General features: G+C 67.9%; 16 protein-coding genes. All 16 read right to left on the minus strand.

What is annotated here, in order from left to right; all coding sequences use genetic code 11:
• Nucleotides 1–6: 6 nt before the first annotated feature.
• The 16 genes from EII35_RS02025 to aroC all read right to left on the minus strand — a co-directional run bounded on the left by EII35_RS02025 (nucleotide 7) and on the right by aroC (nucleotide 16,416).
• Nucleotides 7–1,974 (minus strand): primosomal protein N' family DNA-binding protein, encoded by a 1,968-nt coding sequence (locus tag EII35_RS02025; RefSeq protein WP_125226790.1) that lies wholly within the window; start codon nucleotides 1,972–1,974, stop codon nucleotides 7–9.
• A gap of 2 nt (nucleotides 1,975–1,976) precedes the next feature.
• The gene (metK, locus tag EII35_RS02030; RefSeq protein ID WP_185744114.1) at nucleotides 1,977–3,167 is read right to left on the minus strand and encodes a methionine adenosyltransferase; all 1,191 of its coding nucleotides are present in this window, start codon (nucleotides 3,165–3,167) and stop codon (nucleotides 1,977–1,979) included.
• Nucleotides 3,167–3,517: a DNA-directed RNA polymerase subunit omega gene (gene rpoZ, locus EII35_RS02035; RefSeq protein WP_125226792.1), complete on the minus strand. Its 351-nt coding sequence runs from the start codon at nucleotides 3,515–3,517 to the stop codon at nucleotides 3,167–3,169. Before rpoZ ends, metK begins: the two co-directional genes overlap by 1 nt.
• Nucleotides 3,518–3,551: 34 nt before the next feature.
• On the minus strand, nucleotides 3,552–4,112 hold the full coding sequence (gene gmk, locus EII35_RS02040) for a guanylate kinase (RefSeq protein WP_221739653.1): 561 nt from the start codon (nucleotides 4,110–4,112) through the stop codon (nucleotides 3,552–3,554).
• A gap of 10 nt (nucleotides 4,113–4,122) precedes the next feature.
• Nucleotides 4,123–4,434 (minus strand): integration host factor, actinobacterial type, encoded by a 312-nt coding sequence (gene mihF, locus EII35_RS02045; protein ID WP_125226793.1) that lies wholly within the window; start codon nucleotides 4,432–4,434, stop codon nucleotides 4,123–4,125.
• A gap of 95 nt (nucleotides 4,435–4,529) precedes the next feature.
• Nucleotides 4,530–5,324, minus strand: coding sequence for an orotidine-5'-phosphate decarboxylase (gene pyrF, locus EII35_RS02050; protein WP_125226794.1), 795 nt, complete (start codon nucleotides 5,322–5,324; stop codon nucleotides 4,530–4,532).
• Nucleotides 5,321–6,376, minus strand: coding sequence for a quinone-dependent dihydroorotate dehydrogenase (locus EII35_RS02055; protein ID WP_125226795.1), 1,056 nt, complete (start codon nucleotides 6,374–6,376; stop codon nucleotides 5,321–5,323). The genes pyrF and EII35_RS02055 overlap by 4 nt, the downstream gene beginning before the upstream one ends.
• Nucleotides 6,373–9,678, minus strand: a complete 3,306-nt coding sequence (carB, locus tag EII35_RS02060; RefSeq protein WP_125226796.1) for a carbamoyl-phosphate synthase large subunit — start codon at nucleotides 9,676–9,678, stop codon at nucleotides 6,373–6,375. Before carB ends, EII35_RS02055 begins: the two co-directional genes overlap by 4 nt.
• Nucleotides 9,668–10,309: a DUF4276 family protein gene (locus tag EII35_RS02065; protein WP_125226797.1), complete on the minus strand. Its 642-nt coding sequence runs from the start codon at nucleotides 10,307–10,309 to the stop codon at nucleotides 9,668–9,670. The genes carB and EII35_RS02065 overlap by 11 nt, the downstream gene beginning before the upstream one ends.
• A gap of 4 nt (nucleotides 10,310–10,313) precedes the next feature.
• Entirely contained in the window at nucleotides 10,314–11,483 is a 1,170-nt protein-coding gene (locus EII35_RS02070) for an AAA family ATPase (RefSeq protein ID WP_125226798.1), read from the minus strand.
• Entirely contained in the window at nucleotides 11,480–12,598 is a 1,119-nt protein-coding gene (carA, locus tag EII35_RS02075; RefSeq protein WP_125226799.1) for a glutamine-hydrolyzing carbamoyl-phosphate synthase small subunit, read from the minus strand. Before carA ends, EII35_RS02070 begins: the two co-directional genes overlap by 4 nt.
• A 16-nt stretch (nucleotides 12,599–12,614) precedes the next feature.
• Nucleotides 12,615–13,037: a transcription antitermination factor NusB gene (gene nusB / locus EII35_RS02080; RefSeq protein WP_125226800.1), complete on the minus strand. Its 423-nt coding sequence runs from the start codon at nucleotides 13,035–13,037 to the stop codon at nucleotides 12,615–12,617.
• On the minus strand, nucleotides 13,030–13,593 hold the full coding sequence (efp, locus tag EII35_RS02085; RefSeq protein ID WP_125226801.1) for an elongation factor P: 564 nt from the start codon (nucleotides 13,591–13,593) through the stop codon (nucleotides 13,030–13,032). Before efp ends, nusB begins: the two co-directional genes overlap by 8 nt.
• Before the next feature lie 53 nt (nucleotides 13,594–13,646).
• Nucleotides 13,647–14,729, minus strand: a complete 1,083-nt coding sequence (gene aroB, locus EII35_RS02090) for a 3-dehydroquinate synthase (protein ID WP_125226802.1) — start codon at nucleotides 14,727–14,729, stop codon at nucleotides 13,647–13,649.
• On the minus strand, nucleotides 14,726–15,223 hold the full coding sequence (locus EII35_RS02095; RefSeq protein WP_125226803.1) for a shikimate kinase: 498 nt from the start codon (nucleotides 15,221–15,223) through the stop codon (nucleotides 14,726–14,728). Before EII35_RS02095 ends, aroB begins: the two co-directional genes overlap by 4 nt.
• Nucleotides 15,220–16,416, minus strand: coding sequence for a chorismate synthase (gene aroC, locus EII35_RS02100; protein ID WP_125226804.1), 1,197 nt, complete (start codon nucleotides 16,414–16,416; stop codon nucleotides 15,220–15,222). The genes EII35_RS02095 and aroC overlap by 4 nt, the downstream gene beginning before the upstream one ends.
• Nucleotides 16,417–16,424 lie beyond the last annotated feature (8 nt).

Genomic DNA, 16,424 nt, shown 5'->3' on the forward strand with positions numbered 1-16,424 from the left:
GTTTCCTCACTCGACGTTCAGGGGATCGACATGGATGCTCAGCCTGCCGCCCTCCTTGCGGGCGGAGCGGATCGCTGCGGCGGATTTCAGGGACTTCACGAGATCACGCCCCTGTTCCAAGGGGCACCGTAGCAGGGCACGCGAGGTCAGCTGGGGTTCCTCACCGGTGACGGTGGGCCCCAGGATCTCGACACCCCGGAAGGGGTCGTTGTCGAGGAAGGCGGTCACCGCATCCGGGTCCCCCGCGATCTGGGCGGCCTTGACCGCTGGGGGGAGACCAGCTGCCCTGCGCTCAAGGAGTTCCCTCGCGGCGAACCCGCCCGGGTCAGCCCGCACCAGGGCCTGCAGCACCGGATCCGACGCATCGCCCACCGCCAGGACGGTGCCGCCGACGGAACCGGGGATCACCAGGGACGAGACGGTGCACCAGCGTCGCAGGGCCTCCTCCCCTGCACGAAGGTCGCTGCGGGCGAGCGTCAGCTCCGTGTCGAGCAGCAGCGCCGCCGCATAGCCGTGCATCGCGCGCGGTTCCCCCCCGGGTGTGGCGACGACGATGGCGGAGCCGTCCGGCACCCGGTCCCGGATGCGATCCGCCGAAGAATTCATCACCGGCACCCCGGGAAAGGCCCGCCCGAGTTCCTCCGCCGTGCGCTCGGACCCGGCACCGACGGCGGCCAGGGCGGTGGCGTGACAGCGGTCGCATTCCCAGCGCACGGGTGTGGCGCCACACAGGGTGCATCGGAGCTGATCCCTGCTGGGCCTGATGAGGGGTCCCGAACATCGAGGACAGCGGGCCCGGTGCCGGCATCGGGCGCACCTCAGCCCCGTCGAATGGCCGGCACGGGCGACGCTGACGAGCACCGGCCCCCTGGCAAGGGCCGCCCTCAGGACGTTGAAGGCCTCGGCCGGCAGCCTGAGCGGGGCCCCACCGACGTTGCGCGCCGAATAGGGATCGGCCACGCGCACGGCGGGGACCAGACGGCGGGCCTGCATCGGAGGCAGTTCCAGCGGATGCAACCAGTCCCGGTCCAGGAGGTGCTGGACCTCGCAGGAGCGGGCATGGGACGCGAACAGCAGCCCGCATCCCGAGTGCACCGCCCGCAGGGTCGCGACCGTGCGCGCATGGGGACGGGGGCTGCGTTCCTCCGCATGTCCGTCATGTCCGTCGTCGACCACCACGATCAACCCGGGCCTCGCGACGGGGACGAAAGCCGCTGACCGGGTCCCGATCACCACCCTGGCCTCGCCACGCAGTGCCGCGAGATAGTTCCGGTACCGCTCGGCGCGTCCCGAGTCCGCGGTGAGTTCGGCAATCGTGCCCTGCCCCAGCGCCTGCCGCAGTCGTTCGGCCCCCAGGATCACCTGCCGGTGGGTCGGGACGAGGACGATGGCGCACCGACCACCCGCGACGGTGGCCGCCACGGCCTCGACGACACCCCCCCACAGGTCCCCGTCGGTGGACTGCACGGCAGGGACCTGCCATGCTCCCCGGGGATTCGCCCCCGAGCGCAGGGCCTTGAGCAGTTCAGCGCCTCCCGGGAACCGCGGCAGCACCACCGGCTCAGTCGTCTCCCCCGGCGAGGGCCACGGCATCTGCTCATCCTGTTCCGTCGTGGCGTGTCGGGCGGGGATGGCGAGCCGCGCCACGTCCCACCACGTCCCGGCGTAGTGGTCGGCGACGAAACGAATGAGGTCGAACAGTTCCGGTGAGAGGATCCGTTCGCTGGAGACGACCCGACGCAACGAAGACAGGGCTCCGTCGGACTCCCGAGGCCCGAGCCGAACCACCCAGCCGTCGACATCCTGCCCGGCGAAGCGGACCTTGACCCGCACACCGGGTTGGGTGGCCTCCCGCAACCGGTCCGGGATCGCATAGTCGAAGGGACGATCGAGATGGGCCAACGGCACGTCCACCATGACCTTGGCCACCGTCTCCTCGGCGCCCGGATCGTCGAACAGGGCGGCCGCGTCCATGGTCAGCCCTTGACGGCCCTCGCGAGGGTCTCCGCCCGATCGGTGCTCTCCCAGGTCGCGTCCTTCTCCTCCCGGCCGAAGTGGCCGAGGGTGGCGAACTGCGCGTAGACGGGCCGCAGGAGGTCGAGATCGGCGATGATGCTGGCCGGTCGCAGGTCGAAGGTGGAGTTCACCGCATCGACGATCTGCTCCGTTGGCACCTTTCCGGTTCCGAAGGTGTCGAGGTAGAAACCAACGGGTCGGGCTTTGCCGATGGCGTAGGCCACCTGCACCTCACAGCGCTCGGCCAGCCCGGAGGCGACCACGTTCTTCGCCACCCATCGGGTGGCGTACGCGGCGGAGCGGTCAACCTTGGAGGGGTCCTTGCCGGAGAAGGCGCCACCGCCGTGCCGGGCCATGCCGCCGTAGGTGTCCACGATGATCTTCCGACCGGTGACGCCCGCATCCCCCATGGGTCCCCCGATGACGAACTTGCCACTGGGGTTGATGAAGATCTGGGACTGGTCGGGGTCGAAGCCGTGTTTACTCAGCACCGGGGCGATCACGTGGGAGGTGAGTTCCGGCGTCATCACGTCGGTCAGTGAGATTCCCTCGTCGTGCTGCGAGGACACCACGACGGTGTCGATCCCGACGGGGCGGCCCTCCTCGTAGCGCACCGTGACCTGGGTCTTGCCGTCCGGCCGCAGGTAATCGAGCTGCCCGCTCTTGCGAACCTCGGTGAGCCTGGCGGCGAGACGATGCGCCAGGTGGATCGGCAACGGCATGAGTTCCGGGGTCTCGTCGCAGGCGTAGCCGAACATGAGTCCCTGGTCGCCCGCCCCCTGGCGGCTGGCAGCGTCCTCCGCCTCGTGGCTGCGAACCTCCAAGGAGTCGTTGACGCCTCCGGCGATGTCCGGCGACTGGGCGCCGATGGCGACGGTCACGCCGCAGGACGCGCCATCGAAACCCACGCGGGAACTGTTGTAGCCGATGTCCAGGATGCGGTTGCGCACCAGGGTGGCGATGTCGGCGTAGGCCGAGGTGGACACCTCCCCTGCCACAACCACCAAGCCGGTGGTGATGAGAGTCTCCACCGCCACGCGGGCGGTCCGGTCCTCCGCCAGGAGTGCATCCAGGACGGCGTCAGAGATCGAATCGGCGATCTTGTCGGGGTGACCCTCGGTCACGGACTCCGAGGTGAAGAGTCGGGTCATCAGGAAGCCGGATCGATGTCGAGATCCGCGAAGGGATCGACGAAGGCGAAGGCCGGATCGGCCTCCGCTGCGGCACGCTCCGCCGCCTCGGCCTCCGGATCGATCTCCGTGTACTCCAGCATGCCGTCGCGCATCTCACGCAGCGCGATGGACAGGGGCTTCTCCTGCGGGGCAACGCTCACCAGCGGGCCCACGTTCTCCAGCAGGCCCTCGCCCAGCTGGGAGTAGTAGGCGTTGATCTGGCGGGCGCGCTTGGCAGCGAAGATCACCAAGCGATACTTCGAGTCCACCTTCTCCAGGAGGTCGTCGATCGGCGGGTTGGTGATGCCTTCGGGATTCGTGCTCAAGATCCACCTCGGGAGTCGAAAGGAGAATGGCTTGCGGTCACAAGCCCAACAAGCTTACCAAAGCCGCCACGGTTTCCTCGATGTCCTCGTTGACGACGATGTGGTCCGCCTCCTCGCGTGCCGCCAGCTCGAGTCTGGCCGTGCTCAGACGGCGCGCCACGGCCTCAGGGTCCTCGGTCCCCCTGCCCTCCAGCCGCCGCACCAATTCATCCCACGACGGAGGCTCCAGGAAGACCAGCCTGGCCTCAGGCATGCTCATCTTGACCTGGCGCGCCCCCTGGAGGTCGATCTCCAACACCACCGTCCGACCCGCAGCGAGAGCGGACATGACGTCGGCTCGTGAGGTGCCGTAGCAGCTGGAACCGTACATCACAACGTGTTCCAGCAACTCGCCGGCATCCACGAGCCGCTGGAACTCCTTCGCGGACACGAAGTGGTAACTCACCCCGTCGACCTCACCGGGGCGAGGCGACCTCGTGGTGACGGAAACGGGGATGTGGATCTCAGGGTGCAGCTGGGTCAGGCGCGCACACACGGTCCCCTTGCCCACCCCGCTGGGCCCTGAGATGATCCACGGATGTCGTCGAGTGGTTGGCACCCGACTGATTCTACGAGAACAACTCCTTCAGACGCTCGACCTGGTGTCGGCCGAGGCCACGGATTCTCCGGTTGGCTGCGATGTCCAAGTGTTCCATGATCTCCTGGGATCGTGTCACCCCCACTCGTGGCAGTGCACGCAGCAGGTCCACCACCTTGACACGGGACAGAGTGTCATCCCCCATCGCCTTGTCGAGTGCCTGAGGTAGGGTCAGGGAACCATCCTTGACCTGTTCCTTCAGGTGTGCGCGGGCCCGCCTGGCCTCGGTGGCGGCGGCGCGTGCCGACTGGAGCTGTTCTTCGCTGAGTTGCGGAATGGCCATCGGTGCTCCTTATGTGCGATTGCGTTTACCTTGGGCCTGCAACCAACTTACAAGCCCAACCGCCATGCCGGAGCGAAAATGAGGTGCCTGTCGTGTCAGCTTTTCAGGGCCTGAACCTGATTCAGCAGAACCGAGGCGCGTTCCCGGAGCTCCACGCGACCACCCCCGATGACCTCACGACTGGCTGTGGGCAGAACCAGCCGCACCGCATCCCCGAAACTGGCCCGCAGCCCGGAGACCGAACCCCCCTGTGCCCCGATGCCGGGGGCCAGGATGGAACCATTGAATGCCGACAGGTCACAGCCGACGTCCTCGTGCGTGGCGCCCACGACGAGGCCCACGGCGTGGTTCCAGGTCGGATTTCCGCGGGTGATCTCGTCGACGACCAGCTGCGCCGTGGCTGCCTGGAGTTCGGCTCCCTCAGGGTTCGACGTCCGGGCAAGCACGTAGAGACCACGATCCGATGCCACTGCCGCATCGATCGCCGGGGCCAAGGCCCCGACACCGAGATAGGGGCTGACGGTGATGGCATCCGCTGCGAGGGGGGATCCGTCCGTCAGGTAACCAGCCGCATAGCCGGCCATCGAGGATCCGATGTCGCCTCGCTTCACGTCGAGCAGACTCAGCGCCCCCACCTGATGAATGTCATTCAACACCCGCTCGAGGACCGCGACCCCCGCGGATCCGAAGGCCTCGAAGAAGGCGGACTGGGGTTTGAACACCGCGATCCGGTCCCCGAGCTCCTCGACGATGCCACGGGCGCAGGCCTCCAGCCCGGACAGGTCGTGCGGCAGGTCCCACGCGGCGAGAACGCGTGGCATCGGATCGATACCCACGCACAGATTGCCACGTTCCGCCGTGGACGCGGCCAGCCTCTCGTGCCAGGTCATACCCTCACCCCCGTCAGTTCGTGAATGCCCCTCACCAACGCCGGGCCGGCGTAGATGAATCCGGTGTACAGCTGGATCAGCCGTGCGCCCGCGTCGAACATGCGTCCGGCGTCGGCGGGGCTCATGATGCCCCCGACCCCGATGATCGGCAGTTCGGTGAGCCCGGCGACGCGGTCCACGAAGGCGAGGGCCCGCGCGGTGAGGGGAGCCCCGGAGAGCCCACCGGCTTCCGCCGCCAGCCGGGCATCGGCGGGTGCGAGCCCCCGTCTGCTGAGGGTGGTGTTCGTGGCGATGACACCGGCCGCACCGGATTCCTCGATCGCTGCGAGGGTGTTGACGAGGTCGTCGTCCTCGAGGTCCGGTGCCAACTTCACCAGAACCGGGACCTGCTCGGCACCGTCCACGGCCGCCGTCACCACGACCCTGAGCAGAGCCGCCACCTCATGCGCGGCCTGGAGGGATCGCAGCCCGGGAGTGTTGGGGCTCGAGACGTTCACGGCGATGTAGTCGGCGTGGGGCCGGATCGCAGTGACGGAGGCCAGGTAGTCGTCGTGGGCCTTGTCCAAGGGCACCGCCTTCGTCTTGCCGATGGACACCCCGAGCGGGATCCCGAGCCTCCCGGTGCCCCGGGTGACGCCGCGTTTGAGGAGTCTGTCGGCGAGCGCGTCAGCCCCCGCGTTGTTGAACCCCATTCGATTGACAATGGCCCGTGAGGCCACGGCGCGCATGATTCTCGGCTTCGGGTTGCCGGGCTGCGGACGCCCCGTCACGGTGCCCAGCTCCGCGAAACCGAACCCCAGACGTGCCCAGGCGGCCGCCGCCACGCCGTCCTTGTCCAAACCGGCGGCAACCCCCACCCGGTTGGGGAACCGGATGCCCGCCACCTCGACGGGATCGACCACACGGGCGCTCCGGGTGCCGGGCACGTGGCCCATCCACTCGATCATCCGTTCGTGCACCACCTCCGGGTCCCCCCCGAACAGCCGGAACAGCACCGGCCGCACGAGACGTTGGTAGGCGCCGAGCTCCGCCCGGGTCAGGAGCCCTGTCATCTCAGGGACGCCCATTCCTGGAGGGAGCGCACGGCCAGTTCGCCGCGCAGCTGGTTCTCAATTCCCTGGACCGCGGCCCCCAGGCCGGGAACGGTCGTGATGCAGGGAACGTTGGCGAGCACGGCGGCCGTCCGGATCAGGTAGCCGTCCTTCCGCGTGTTCACCCCGTCCGTCGTCCCTTGGGGAGTGTTGAAGATGAGGTCGATGCCGCCGTTCTTGATGAGTTCCACGATGCTCGGCTCCGGAGACTCACTGTCCCGCTGCGACAGTTTCATGACCTCGGTGGCCTCCACGCCGTTGCGACGGAGGACGGAGGCGGTGCCCGAGGTCGCGAGAATCCTGAAGCCGAGGTCGGCGAGGCGTTTGATGGGCCAGATGGCGTGTCGCTTGTCCCGGTTCGCGATGGAGACGAAGACCGTGCCGCTCGTCGGCAGCGGCCCCCCGCTGGCCGCCTGGCTCTTCGCGTAGGCCCGGCCGAAGCTCTGGTCCAGCCCCATCACCTCCCCCGTCGAACGCATCTCGGGTCCGAGCAGGGTGTCCACGAAGGCGCCGGTCACCGTCCGGAACCGGTTGAACGGCATGACGGCCTCCTTCACGGCCACCGGCGCCCCGGGTCGCACGGCGGTACCGTCCCCCTCCCTGTCGAGCATTCCCTCCTCACGCAGCTCCGCAATGGTGGCGCCGAGCATGATCCGGGCCGCCGCCTTGGCCAGCGGGGTGTTCGTGGCCTTGGAGACGAAGGGCACGGTCCGTGAGGCCCGGGGGTTCGCCTCGAGCACGTAGAGCACGTCCGCGTGGAGGGCGTACTGGATGTTGAGCAGCCCCTTCACCCCCACGCCCTCTGCGATGAGCGCGGTGGAGCGTCGGATCCGTTCGATGATCTCGTCGCCGAGGGTGATGGGCGGCAGGGAGCAGGCCGAGTCGCCGGAGTGGATCCCCGCCTCCTCGATGTGCTCCATCACCCCGCCGAGGTAGAGCTCGGCACCGTCGTAAAGGGCATCGACGTCGATCTCGACCGCATCGTCGAGGAAGCGGTCCACCAGCACGGGCGAGCCCTCCGAGACCTCCGTCGCCCCCGCGATGTACCGGTCGAGGGCCTCGTCGTCGTAGACGATCTCCATGCCCCGGCCGCCCAGGACGAAGCTCGGACGCACGAGCACCGGGTAGCCGATCTCCGCGGCGATCTGCCGCGCCTCCGTCGCCGACCCCGCCATGCCGTGCTTGGGGGCGGGCAGCCCCGCCTTGGCCAGCACCCGTCCGAAGGCCCCTCGCTCCTCGGCGAGGTTGATGGCCTCCGGCGACGTCCCGACGATGGGAACACCCGCGTCCTTGAGGACCTGGGCGAGCTTCAGCGGGGTCTGCCCACCGAGTTGGCAGATGACCCCCGCCACCGGGCCCGCGATGGCCTCGGCGTGGAAGATCTCCAGCACGTCCTCAGCCGTGAGCGGTTCGAAGTACAGCCGGTCGGAGGTGTCGTAGTCCGTGGACACCGTCTCCGGGTTGCAGTTGACCATGATGGCCTCGTAGCCGGCCTCCCGCAGCGCCATCGTGGCGTGCACGCAGGAGTAGTCGAACTCGATGCCCTGACCGATCCGGTTCGGCCCCGATCCGAGGATCAGCACGGCCTCCTTGGTCCGCTCCGGCACCTCGTTCTCCTCGTCGTACGTGGAGTACAGGTACGGGGTGCGGGCCTCGAACTCCGCCGCGCACGTGTCGACTGCCTTGTACACGGGGCGGATGTCGAGAGCCCACCTCAGCTGCCGGATCACTCCCTCATCGAGGCCGCGGAGTCGGCCGATCTGGGCATCGGACAGCCCGTGCCGCTTGGCCCGTCGCAGCAACGCGGGGTCGAGGCGCTCGGCCGCGGCGAGATCGCGACCGACCTCGTGGATGAGCGCGATCTGGTCGAGGAACCACGGGTCGATGCGGGTCGCGGCGTGGAGGTCCTCGACGGTGGCGCCGAGGTCGAAGGCCCGTACGAGACCGAGCAGGCGGCCGTCGTGGGGGCGACGCAGTTCCTCCAACAGGGCGTCCAGCCCGGTCCCGGGGTGCTCCCCCAGCCAGAAACCGGTGCCGTTCTCGGTCGAGCGCAACGCCTTGCCCAGGGCCTCGGTGAAGTTGCGTCCGATCGACATCACCTCGCCCACGGACTTCATGTGCGTGGTCAGCGTCGAGTCCGCGGACGGGAACTTCTCGAAGGCGAACCGCGGCACCTTCACCACGACGTAGTCCAGGGCAGGCTCGAAGGATGCGGGGGTCACCCGGGTGATGTCGTTGGGGATCTCGTCGAGGGTGTAGCCCACCGCGACCTTCGCGGCGATCTTGGCGATGGGGAACCCGGTGGCCTTGGAGGCCAGCGCGGAGGATCGGCTCACTCGAGGGTTCATCTCGATGACGATCATGCGCCCGTCCACCGGGTTGACGGCGAACTGGATGTTGCAGCCGCCGGTGTCGACGCCGACGGCGCGGATGATGGCGATTCCGACGTCCCGCATCCGCTGGTACTCACGGTCGGTGAGGGTCATGGCCGGGGCGACGGTGATGGAATCGCCGGTGTGGACCCCCATCGGATCGAAGTTCTCGATGGAACAGATGATGACGACGTTGTCGGCCTTGTCGCGCATCACCTCCAGCTCATACTCCTTCCATCCGAGGATCGACTCCTCGATGAGCACCTCGGTCACCGGGCTGGCGGCGAGTCCCGCCCCCGCGATCTGCCTCAGCTCCTCCTGGGTGTGGGCGAAACCGGAACCGACCCCACCCATCGTGAAGGAGGGGCGCACCACCACGGGGTAGCTGAGTTCCTCGGCCGCGGCCATGACTTCGTCGAGGGTGTTGCAGATGCGTGACCTGGCCACCTCCGGTGCGCCCCCGGGGATGTCGGTGAGGGATTCGACGATGGCCTTGAACTGTTCCCGGTCCTCCCCCCGCTGGATCGCCTCGAAGGAGGCGCCGATCAGCTCGCAGCCGTAACGCTCGAGCACCCCCTGCTCGTGGAGGGCGACGGCGGTGTTGAGCGCCGTCTGACCGCCGAGGGTGGCCAGCACGGCGTCGGGGCGCTCCTTGGCGATGACCCGCTCCACGAACTCCGGGGTGATCGGTTCCACGTAGGTGGCGTCCGCGAAGTCGGGGTCGGTCATGATGGTCGCGGGGTTCGAGTTGACCAGGATCACCCGGAACCCCTCGGCCCTGAGCACACGGCAGGCCTGGGTTCCCGAGTAGTCGAACTCGCAGGCCTGACCGATGACGATCGGCCCGGAACCGATGACGAGGATCGACGAGATGTCGGTTCTACGAGGCATGACACTCCTGAATCTGAGCAGCGATGAAACGGACTCCTTCACGGAACCGCACGAAACTTGCCGATGAGTTGTTCTCAATGTTGAAGTGCTCAGCGACGTCGCGGCTGAGTTCGGTCTTCTTCAGACCGGCCCGGTGCTTGGGGACCGACCTGAGGTGGTGCTCCAGACGTCGTGCCGGGTCACGGATCTGGTCAGGCACCCGAAGGCCCTGTTTCTTCGAGAGCGTGGCAAACCTCTTGCCGTAGGCTGAGCCCAGGGCAGCCGTATCCCCGAAGTACCACGCCTCGAGCATCTCCACCGCAATCCGGGGCAGCACCTGTCCGTCCCTACCAACACTGGCGCTGGCGACGCTCAGGTCGGACTCTTCGATCTTGGCGAGCAGCTGGGACCGCAACGCTTCGCAGTCGTCAGTGTCGGAGTCGACAACCAGTACGACCCTGTGGTTGTCGGGCAGCCAGTTCCGGTAACCGCACAGCCGCGCCGCCACCTTCTTCAGGAACGCCTGTTTGCTCCCCAAGTCCATGACCTGGAAAGACACACCGTCCGGCAGAAGCCTAGGCAGGATCCCCTCGAGGAAGAGTTGCATCGAGCGCCCCTCCACCAAGAACTCGACATGCCCGATCCTTGTCATGGTCTCACGCCCATCGCGGGTCGGCTGACTGGAGATAGCCTTCCGCCCAGAGCTCCGGCAATGACGCCCCAGCTTCCAACATCGCCATGACACGTGGATCGTCGGACACCCTGTGAATCATTGCATAGCCATCATCGCCACGGGAGATGGTCCGCAACTCGCGGGGGCGGATCGTCGACAGGAACTCCCGCGAATGCGTGGTCACCAGAACCTGGGAGCGAGCGGACAGCTCCCGAAAATCCTCAGCCAGGTCGGGCACCAGGCGAGGATGCAGCTGGTTCTCCGGTTCCTCGATGCCGATCACGGTCGGAGGGTTCGGGTCGTGCAGCATGGTGAGGTAAGCGAGCAGCTTCAGGGTGCCGTCACTGGTGAACCGATCCAACACCGGATCGTCGAACGGGCGGTCCTTCAACCGGAGCAGGAGCCTGCCGTCCTCCAGCAGTTTGGGGCGAATGCTCTCCAGCTGCGGCACCCTTCTGCCGAGAACTGCGAACACGTGCTCCAAGGTGTTGGGGTGCTGTTCCTGGAGATACTGAACCACATTGGCAAGGTTGTCACCAGTCTGGCTGAGGCGGGCCTCGGGACGGCTCGGCGGGGTGGTTCGGGTGTTGTCCGCGCTCAGGTAGGACAGGTACCACCCTTGGATGAAGTTCCGCAGCGCCTGCACCCTCTGATGACGCTGCATCTGCCCCAGCGCGGACACCGCCAACAGATCCGGGGAGTCCATGACCTCATCCTCGTACTCCTGGGTCTGCTCATTGAAGACCCTACCGTGACCACGTTCGAAGACGAGGATGTCGCGGGGCCGTCCCTGCGCAGGGGCAGTGGTCCATCGGAGTACCTCTCGCGCCACGACGGGCAACCCACTGTCCTCCCCCACCGCCAAGATGTAGGTGGTCTGACGCCTACGTCCGTCGATCTCCACCTTGTACTTGAGCTCAAACTCGACATGGCCGTCCCCGCCACGACTGCGAATGGCCGACATGCGGTTGCGTCGATCCCAAGCCGATCGGAGCCCCAGGGCAAAGGCCTCGTGCAGAAAGGCGAAAGCGTCGAACACGGTCGACTTCCCACTGCCGTTGGCCCCCACCAGCACCGTGAGAGGCGTCAGATCGCTCAGCGTGACATCCCGCAGCACTCGATAGTTCTTGATGCGAAGGCTGTCGATTCTCATGGTTGCGCCTCCATGAGCCTGGCGAAGCGGTCGAAGAGGTGGTTGGCGTCGTGGGGACCTGCGGCCGCCTCCGGGTGGTACTGCACCGAGAAGGCGACGAGCTGACCGTCCCGGTGCAGTTCGAGTCCCTCGACCACCTGGTCGTTGAGCCCGATGTGGGAGACCCTCGCCTCGCCGAACTCGGTCGTGGTCACCGCGTCGAGGGGGGCGTCCACCGCGAAGCCGTGGTTCTGGGCCGTGATCTCGACCTTCCGCGTGCCGCGGTCGAGCACCGGCTGATTGATGCCACGGTGCCCGAACTTCAGCTTGTAGGTGCCGAAACCGAGCGCCCGACCGAAGAGTTGGTTACCGAAGCAGATGCCGAAGTATGGCAGCCGGTGTGCCAGCACCTGGCGCAGCACGTCGACCTGGTGGTCCGCCGTCGCCGGGTCGCCGGGTCCGTTGCTGAAGAAGACACCGTCGGGATTGACCGCCAGGACGTCCTCGAAGGTGGCCGTCGCCGGCAGGACGTGGACCTCCATGCCGCGCTCCGCCATCTGGACCGGGGTCATCCGCTTGATCCCCAGATCGAGCGCCGCCACGGTGTGGCGCCGCTCCCCCACCGCGGGGACGACGTAGGGCTCGGCGGTCGAGACCTCCCGGCAGAGGTCAGCACCGGCCATGACGGGCTGTTCGAGGACTCGGGCCAGCAACCGGGCCGGGTCGGTCTCCTCGGTGGAGATCCCCACCCTCATGGCACCAAGGCTGCGGATGTGGCGGGTCAGGGCGCGGGTGTCGACATCACAGATGCCGACGACTCCCTGCTCGGCCAGCTCCTCGTCGAGACTGCGGCGGCTGCGCCAGTTCGAGGGGCGAGGCGCGGGATCCCGAACGACGTAGCCGGCGACCTGGATGCGTGCGGACTCCCCGTCCTCCTCGTTCCAGCCGGTGTTGCCGATGTGCGGAGCGGTGGCGACGACGACCTGGCCGCGGTAGCTGGGATCGGTCAGGGTCTCCTGGTAGCCGGACATCCCCGTGGAGAAGACCAGTTCACCGAAGGTCTCCCCCGGTGCTCCGAAGGATCGACCACGAAAGGAACGCCCGTCCTCGAGAACCAACAGTGCTGAGGAATACATGGACGCTCCTTCGTGGTCAGTGATGTGGCCTTGACTCCGAGGCCTTGCTCAACAGGCCGTTGAGGAAGCCAGGGGATTCGTTGGTGGAGAGTTCACCCGCCAGCTTCAGCGCCTCGGCGATGATGACGGGAGCAGGGGTGTCGGTGTGGTCGAGCTCGTAGATGGCGATCCGGGCGAGGTTGCGGTCCACCATCGGCATGCGTTCGAGGGTCCAGGCGGGGTCCAGCGACGACACGATGCGCTGATCGATCTCGTCGCGGTGCTCCGCGATGCCGTGCACGAGGATCGAGGTGAGGTCGCGGATCGTGATGCCCGCGACATCCCTCGCCTCGATGAAGGTCTCGACGATGCCCCGGCCCCTCAGCTCGGCGGAGAAGAGGATGTCGAGAGCGCCGCGTCGAGCCTTCGTCTGGGTGCCGTAACGGGCAGGCTCAGCCATTCACGCGGGAGATGTAGGAGCCGTCACGGGTGTCGACCTTCACCCTCTCCCCGGTGGTGATGAACAGCGGGACCTGGATCTCCTTGCCGGTCTCCAGGGTGGCGGGCTTGGTGCCGCCGGTGGAACGGTCGCCCTGCAGGCCCGGCTCGGTGTAGGTGATCTCCAGCTCGACGCTGGCGGGCATCTCCACGAACAGCGGGATTCCCTCGTGCAAGGCGATGGTGGCGACCTGGTTCTCCAGCAGGTAGTCCTTGGCGTCCCCCAGGACGTCCGGCGCGATGTGGATCTGGTCGAAGGTCGTGTTGTCCATGAACACGTAGTCCTCGCCGTCGAGGTACAGGTACTGCATGTCACGACGATCGATGGTCGCGGTGTCGACCTTGGTGTCCGAGTTGAAGGTCTTGTCGATGATCTTCCCGGTCAGGACGTGCTTGAGCTTGGAGCGCACGACCGTGTTGCCCTTGCCCGGCTTGTGGTGCTGGAACCACTGCACCTGCCACAGCTGACCGTCGAGGTCGAGCACCATGCCGTTCTTGAGATCATTGGTCGATACCACGCCCGTTGCCTTTCATCCGCTTGCGGGGGACGTCGAGGAATCCTACCTGAGCCCTACCCCTGCCGGGAAACCGTCGCCCAGGCCGCGGCCAGTTCCTGCTCGTCGGGGTCGGCCAGAATCACCGGGACACCTTGGTCCTTGAGGCCGACCAGCCGCAACGCCGAACCACGCGACTTCTTGTCGAGGGCCATGAGGGAACGCAACTCCCCCCAGGCCGGCTCCGGATAGGTGGTCGGTAGGCCGATGGCGGACAGCAGCCGGGCATGGTCGCGCACGATCCCGTCGTCGAGACCGGCCAGGCGCCGGGACACCTCGGCGACGAAGACCATCCCGACGGCGATGGCCTCCCCGTGCCGCCACGTGTATCCCTCCCTGGCCTCGATGGCGTGACCGAGGGTGTGACCGTAGTTGAGGGCCTCCCTCCCGACCGCCTCGCCGACGGAGGTCCGCTCCCTCAGATCACCCGAGACGACGTCCGCCTTGACCTGCACGGCTCGCGCCACCAGTTCGGCAAAGGTCGAGGAACCCACCGACAGGGCATCGTCGAGCCCGGCATCGAGAAGACCCAGGATGCGGGCATCCCGGATGAAGCCACACTTGACCACCTCGGCCAGGCCGGAACGCACCTCCGGCTCAGGCAGGCCCTGCAGCAGGTCGAGGTCGCACAGCACGCCGCGTGGTTCGTGGAAGGCGCCGACAAGGTTCTTGCCTGCCGGAAGGTTGATCCCGGTCTTGCCACCCACCGCCGCATCCACCATGCCGAGGACCGTCGTGGGAACACTGACGTAGGGCACCCCACGCAGCCAGCTCGCCGCCACGAAACCGGCCAGATCCGTCGCCGTCCCGCCCCCGACACCGACGACGACGTCGTTGCGGGTGAAGCCCGCCTCTGCGAGCGCCGTCCAGCAGGAGGCCAGGGTGTCCGGGGTCTTCGCCGCCTCGGCGTCCGGAACCGGGATGAGGCGCACCAACCGGTCATCGCAGCCCTGCCCCACCCGCTCGGCGATGCCGGTCAGGGGGCGGGGGTGGATGATCGCCACCCGGGACGAGTCGGCGAGCAGGTCGCCCAGCCGGGCCGTGGCTCCCGCCCCGATCACCACCTCGTAGGGGGTCTGGGCCCCAACTCGGATCCTCACGCCGTCCTCCTCGTCGCTGCCAGTTCCTCCGCGATGTCCTCCGGCCGACGGTCATCGGTCACGACGCGGGTCGAGGCGACGGCGGCGTAGTGGGGAGCCCGCTGCCTCAGCTGTTCGATGAGCCGCGCCCGGATGTTGCCGAGGACAGGAGCCCCGGCCGTGTTGAGCCCGAGCCGTCTGGTCGCCTGGGCCACCGAGACCTCCAGCCAGATCACGTCGTGGCCGGTCAACGCCTCCCGGATCCGCGGATTCACCACCGCCCCGCTGCCCAGGGCCACGATCCCGCCCAGTTCGAGGAGTTCCCGGCTCGCCCGTTCCTCGAGCTCTCGGAAGCACTCCTCACCCTCGTCGGCGAAGATCTCACCCAGGGACTTCCCGACGACCTCCTCGATGCGGGTGTCCACGTCGACGAAGCCGCAGCCGAGCAGCCCCGCCAGCGCCTGACCCACCGTCGACTTGCCCGCCCCCGGGGCCCCGACCAGGACGACGGTCACGGGCCGACCTCGAGGCCCCGCATCGTCAACTCCGCGAGGTAGGCATCCCGGTTGCGTCGGGTCTCGGCGACGGAGTCACCCCCGAACTTGTCGAGGGCGAGTTCCGCCAGGACCAGGGCGGTCATCGCCTCCGCGACGACACCTGCCGCGGGCACGGCGCAGACGTCGGAACGCTGATGGTGGGCCGTCGCCGGTTCGCCCGTGGTCGTGTCGAGAGTCCGCAGGGCCCGGGGCACCGTCGCGATCGGCTTCATGGCGGCACGGACCCGCAGCACCGCCCCCGTCGACATGCCTCCCTCCACGCCCCCGGCGTGCTGGGTGAGCCTCGTGATCCCCTCCGCGGTCGGCTGGATCTCGTCGTGGGCTGCGGAGCCGCGACGCCGTGCCAGGTCGAAGCCGTCCCCGAACTCCACCCCCTTGATGGCCTGGATGCCCATGAGCGCCCCGGCGAGCCGGGAGTCGAGACGTCGATCCCCCTGGATGTGGGAGCCGAGGCCGGGCGGCAGTCCCCACACGACGACCTCGACGACCCCGCCGAGTGTGTCGCCGTCGCGTCGGCAGGCCTCCACCTCCTCCGCCATGGCCTCAGCGGCATCCGGGTCAAAGCACCTCGTGGGGTCGGCGTCGATGGTGTCCCGATCCGACATGCGAGGCGGCGGGCCCGCCGGGGCAGTAACCGTGCCGAGGGAGACGACGTGGCTGAGAATCTCCACGTCGAGGGCCTGCTTGAGGAAAGCGGCCGCCACCGTCCCCAGGGCGACGCGCGCCGCCGTCTCCCTGGCCGAGGCCCGCTCCAGGATCGGGCGCGCCTCGTCGAAGTCGTACTTCTGCATCCCCACCAGGTCGGCGTGTCCGGGACGCGGCCGCGTGAGCCGTGCCCCGCGCGCCTGCTCGGCCAGGACGGCCTGGTCCACCTCCCCCGGGGCCATGACGGTCTCCCACTTCGGCCACTCGGTGTTGCCGATCATGATGGCGACCGGGGACCCGAGGGTCTCGCCGTGACGGAAACCGCCCACGAGCGTGACCTCGTCGGCCTCGAACCGCATCCGGGCGCCCCGACCGACACCCAACCTGCGACGGGCCAGTTCGGCTGAGATCTCGGGCTCGCCGACGCGGACGTGGGCAGGAATGCCCTCCATGGTGGCGATGAGTGCTTGTCCGTGGGATTCCCCAGCCGTCAGGTAACGCAGCATTGGGCCAT

Origin of the sequence: Arachnia propionica (assembly GCF_003932785.1) — a bacterium.
Classification (GTDB): Bacteria; Actinomycetota; Actinomycetes; order Propionibacteriales; family Propionibacteriaceae; genus Arachnia; species Arachnia propionica_B.

What these genes read in the sequence shown, in the direction of transcription:
- EII35_RS02070 (WP_125226798.1), bottom strand. Translation starts at nt 11,483, where the DNA reads ATGAGAATCGACAGCCTTCGCATCAAGAACTATCGAGTGCTGCGGGAT.
- nusB (WP_125226800.1), bottom strand. Translation starts at nt 13,037, where the DNA reads ATGGCTGAGCCTGCCCGTTACGGCACCCAGACGAAGGCTCGACGCGGC.
- pyrF (WP_125226794.1), bottom strand. Translation starts at nt 5,324, where the DNA reads ATGACCTGGCACGAGAGGCTGGCCGCGTCCACGGCGGAACGTGGCAAT.
- EII35_RS02055 (WP_125226795.1), bottom strand. Translation starts at nt 6,376, where the DNA reads ATGACAGGGCTCCTGACCCGGGCGGAGCTCGGCGCCTACCAACGTCTC.
- mihF (WP_125226793.1), bottom strand. Translation starts at nt 4,434, where the DNA reads ATGGCCATTCCGCAACTCAGCGAAGAACAGCTCCAGTCGGCACGCGCC.
- EII35_RS02025 (WP_125226790.1), bottom strand. Translation starts at nt 1,974, where the DNA reads ATGGACGCGGCCGCCCTGTTCGACGATCCGGGCGCCGAGGAGACGGTG.
- metK (WP_185744114.1), bottom strand. Translation starts at nt 3,167, where the DNA reads ATGACCCGACTCTTCACCTCGGAGTCCGTGACCGAGGGTCACCCCGAC.
- aroC (WP_125226804.1), bottom strand. Translation starts at nt 16,416, where the DNA reads ATGCTGCGTTACCTGACGGCTGGGGAATCCCACGGACAAGCACTCATC.
- EII35_RS02065 (WP_125226797.1), bottom strand. Translation starts at nt 10,309, where the DNA reads ATGACAAGGATCGGGCATGTCGAGTTCTTGGTGGAGGGGCGCTCGATG.
- carA (WP_125226799.1), bottom strand. Translation starts at nt 12,598, where the DNA reads ATGTATTCCTCAGCACTGTTGGTTCTCGAGGACGGGCGTTCCTTTCGT.
- carB (WP_125226796.1), bottom strand. Translation starts at nt 9,678, where the DNA reads ATGCCTCGTAGAACCGACATCTCGTCGATCCTCGTCATCGGTTCCGGG.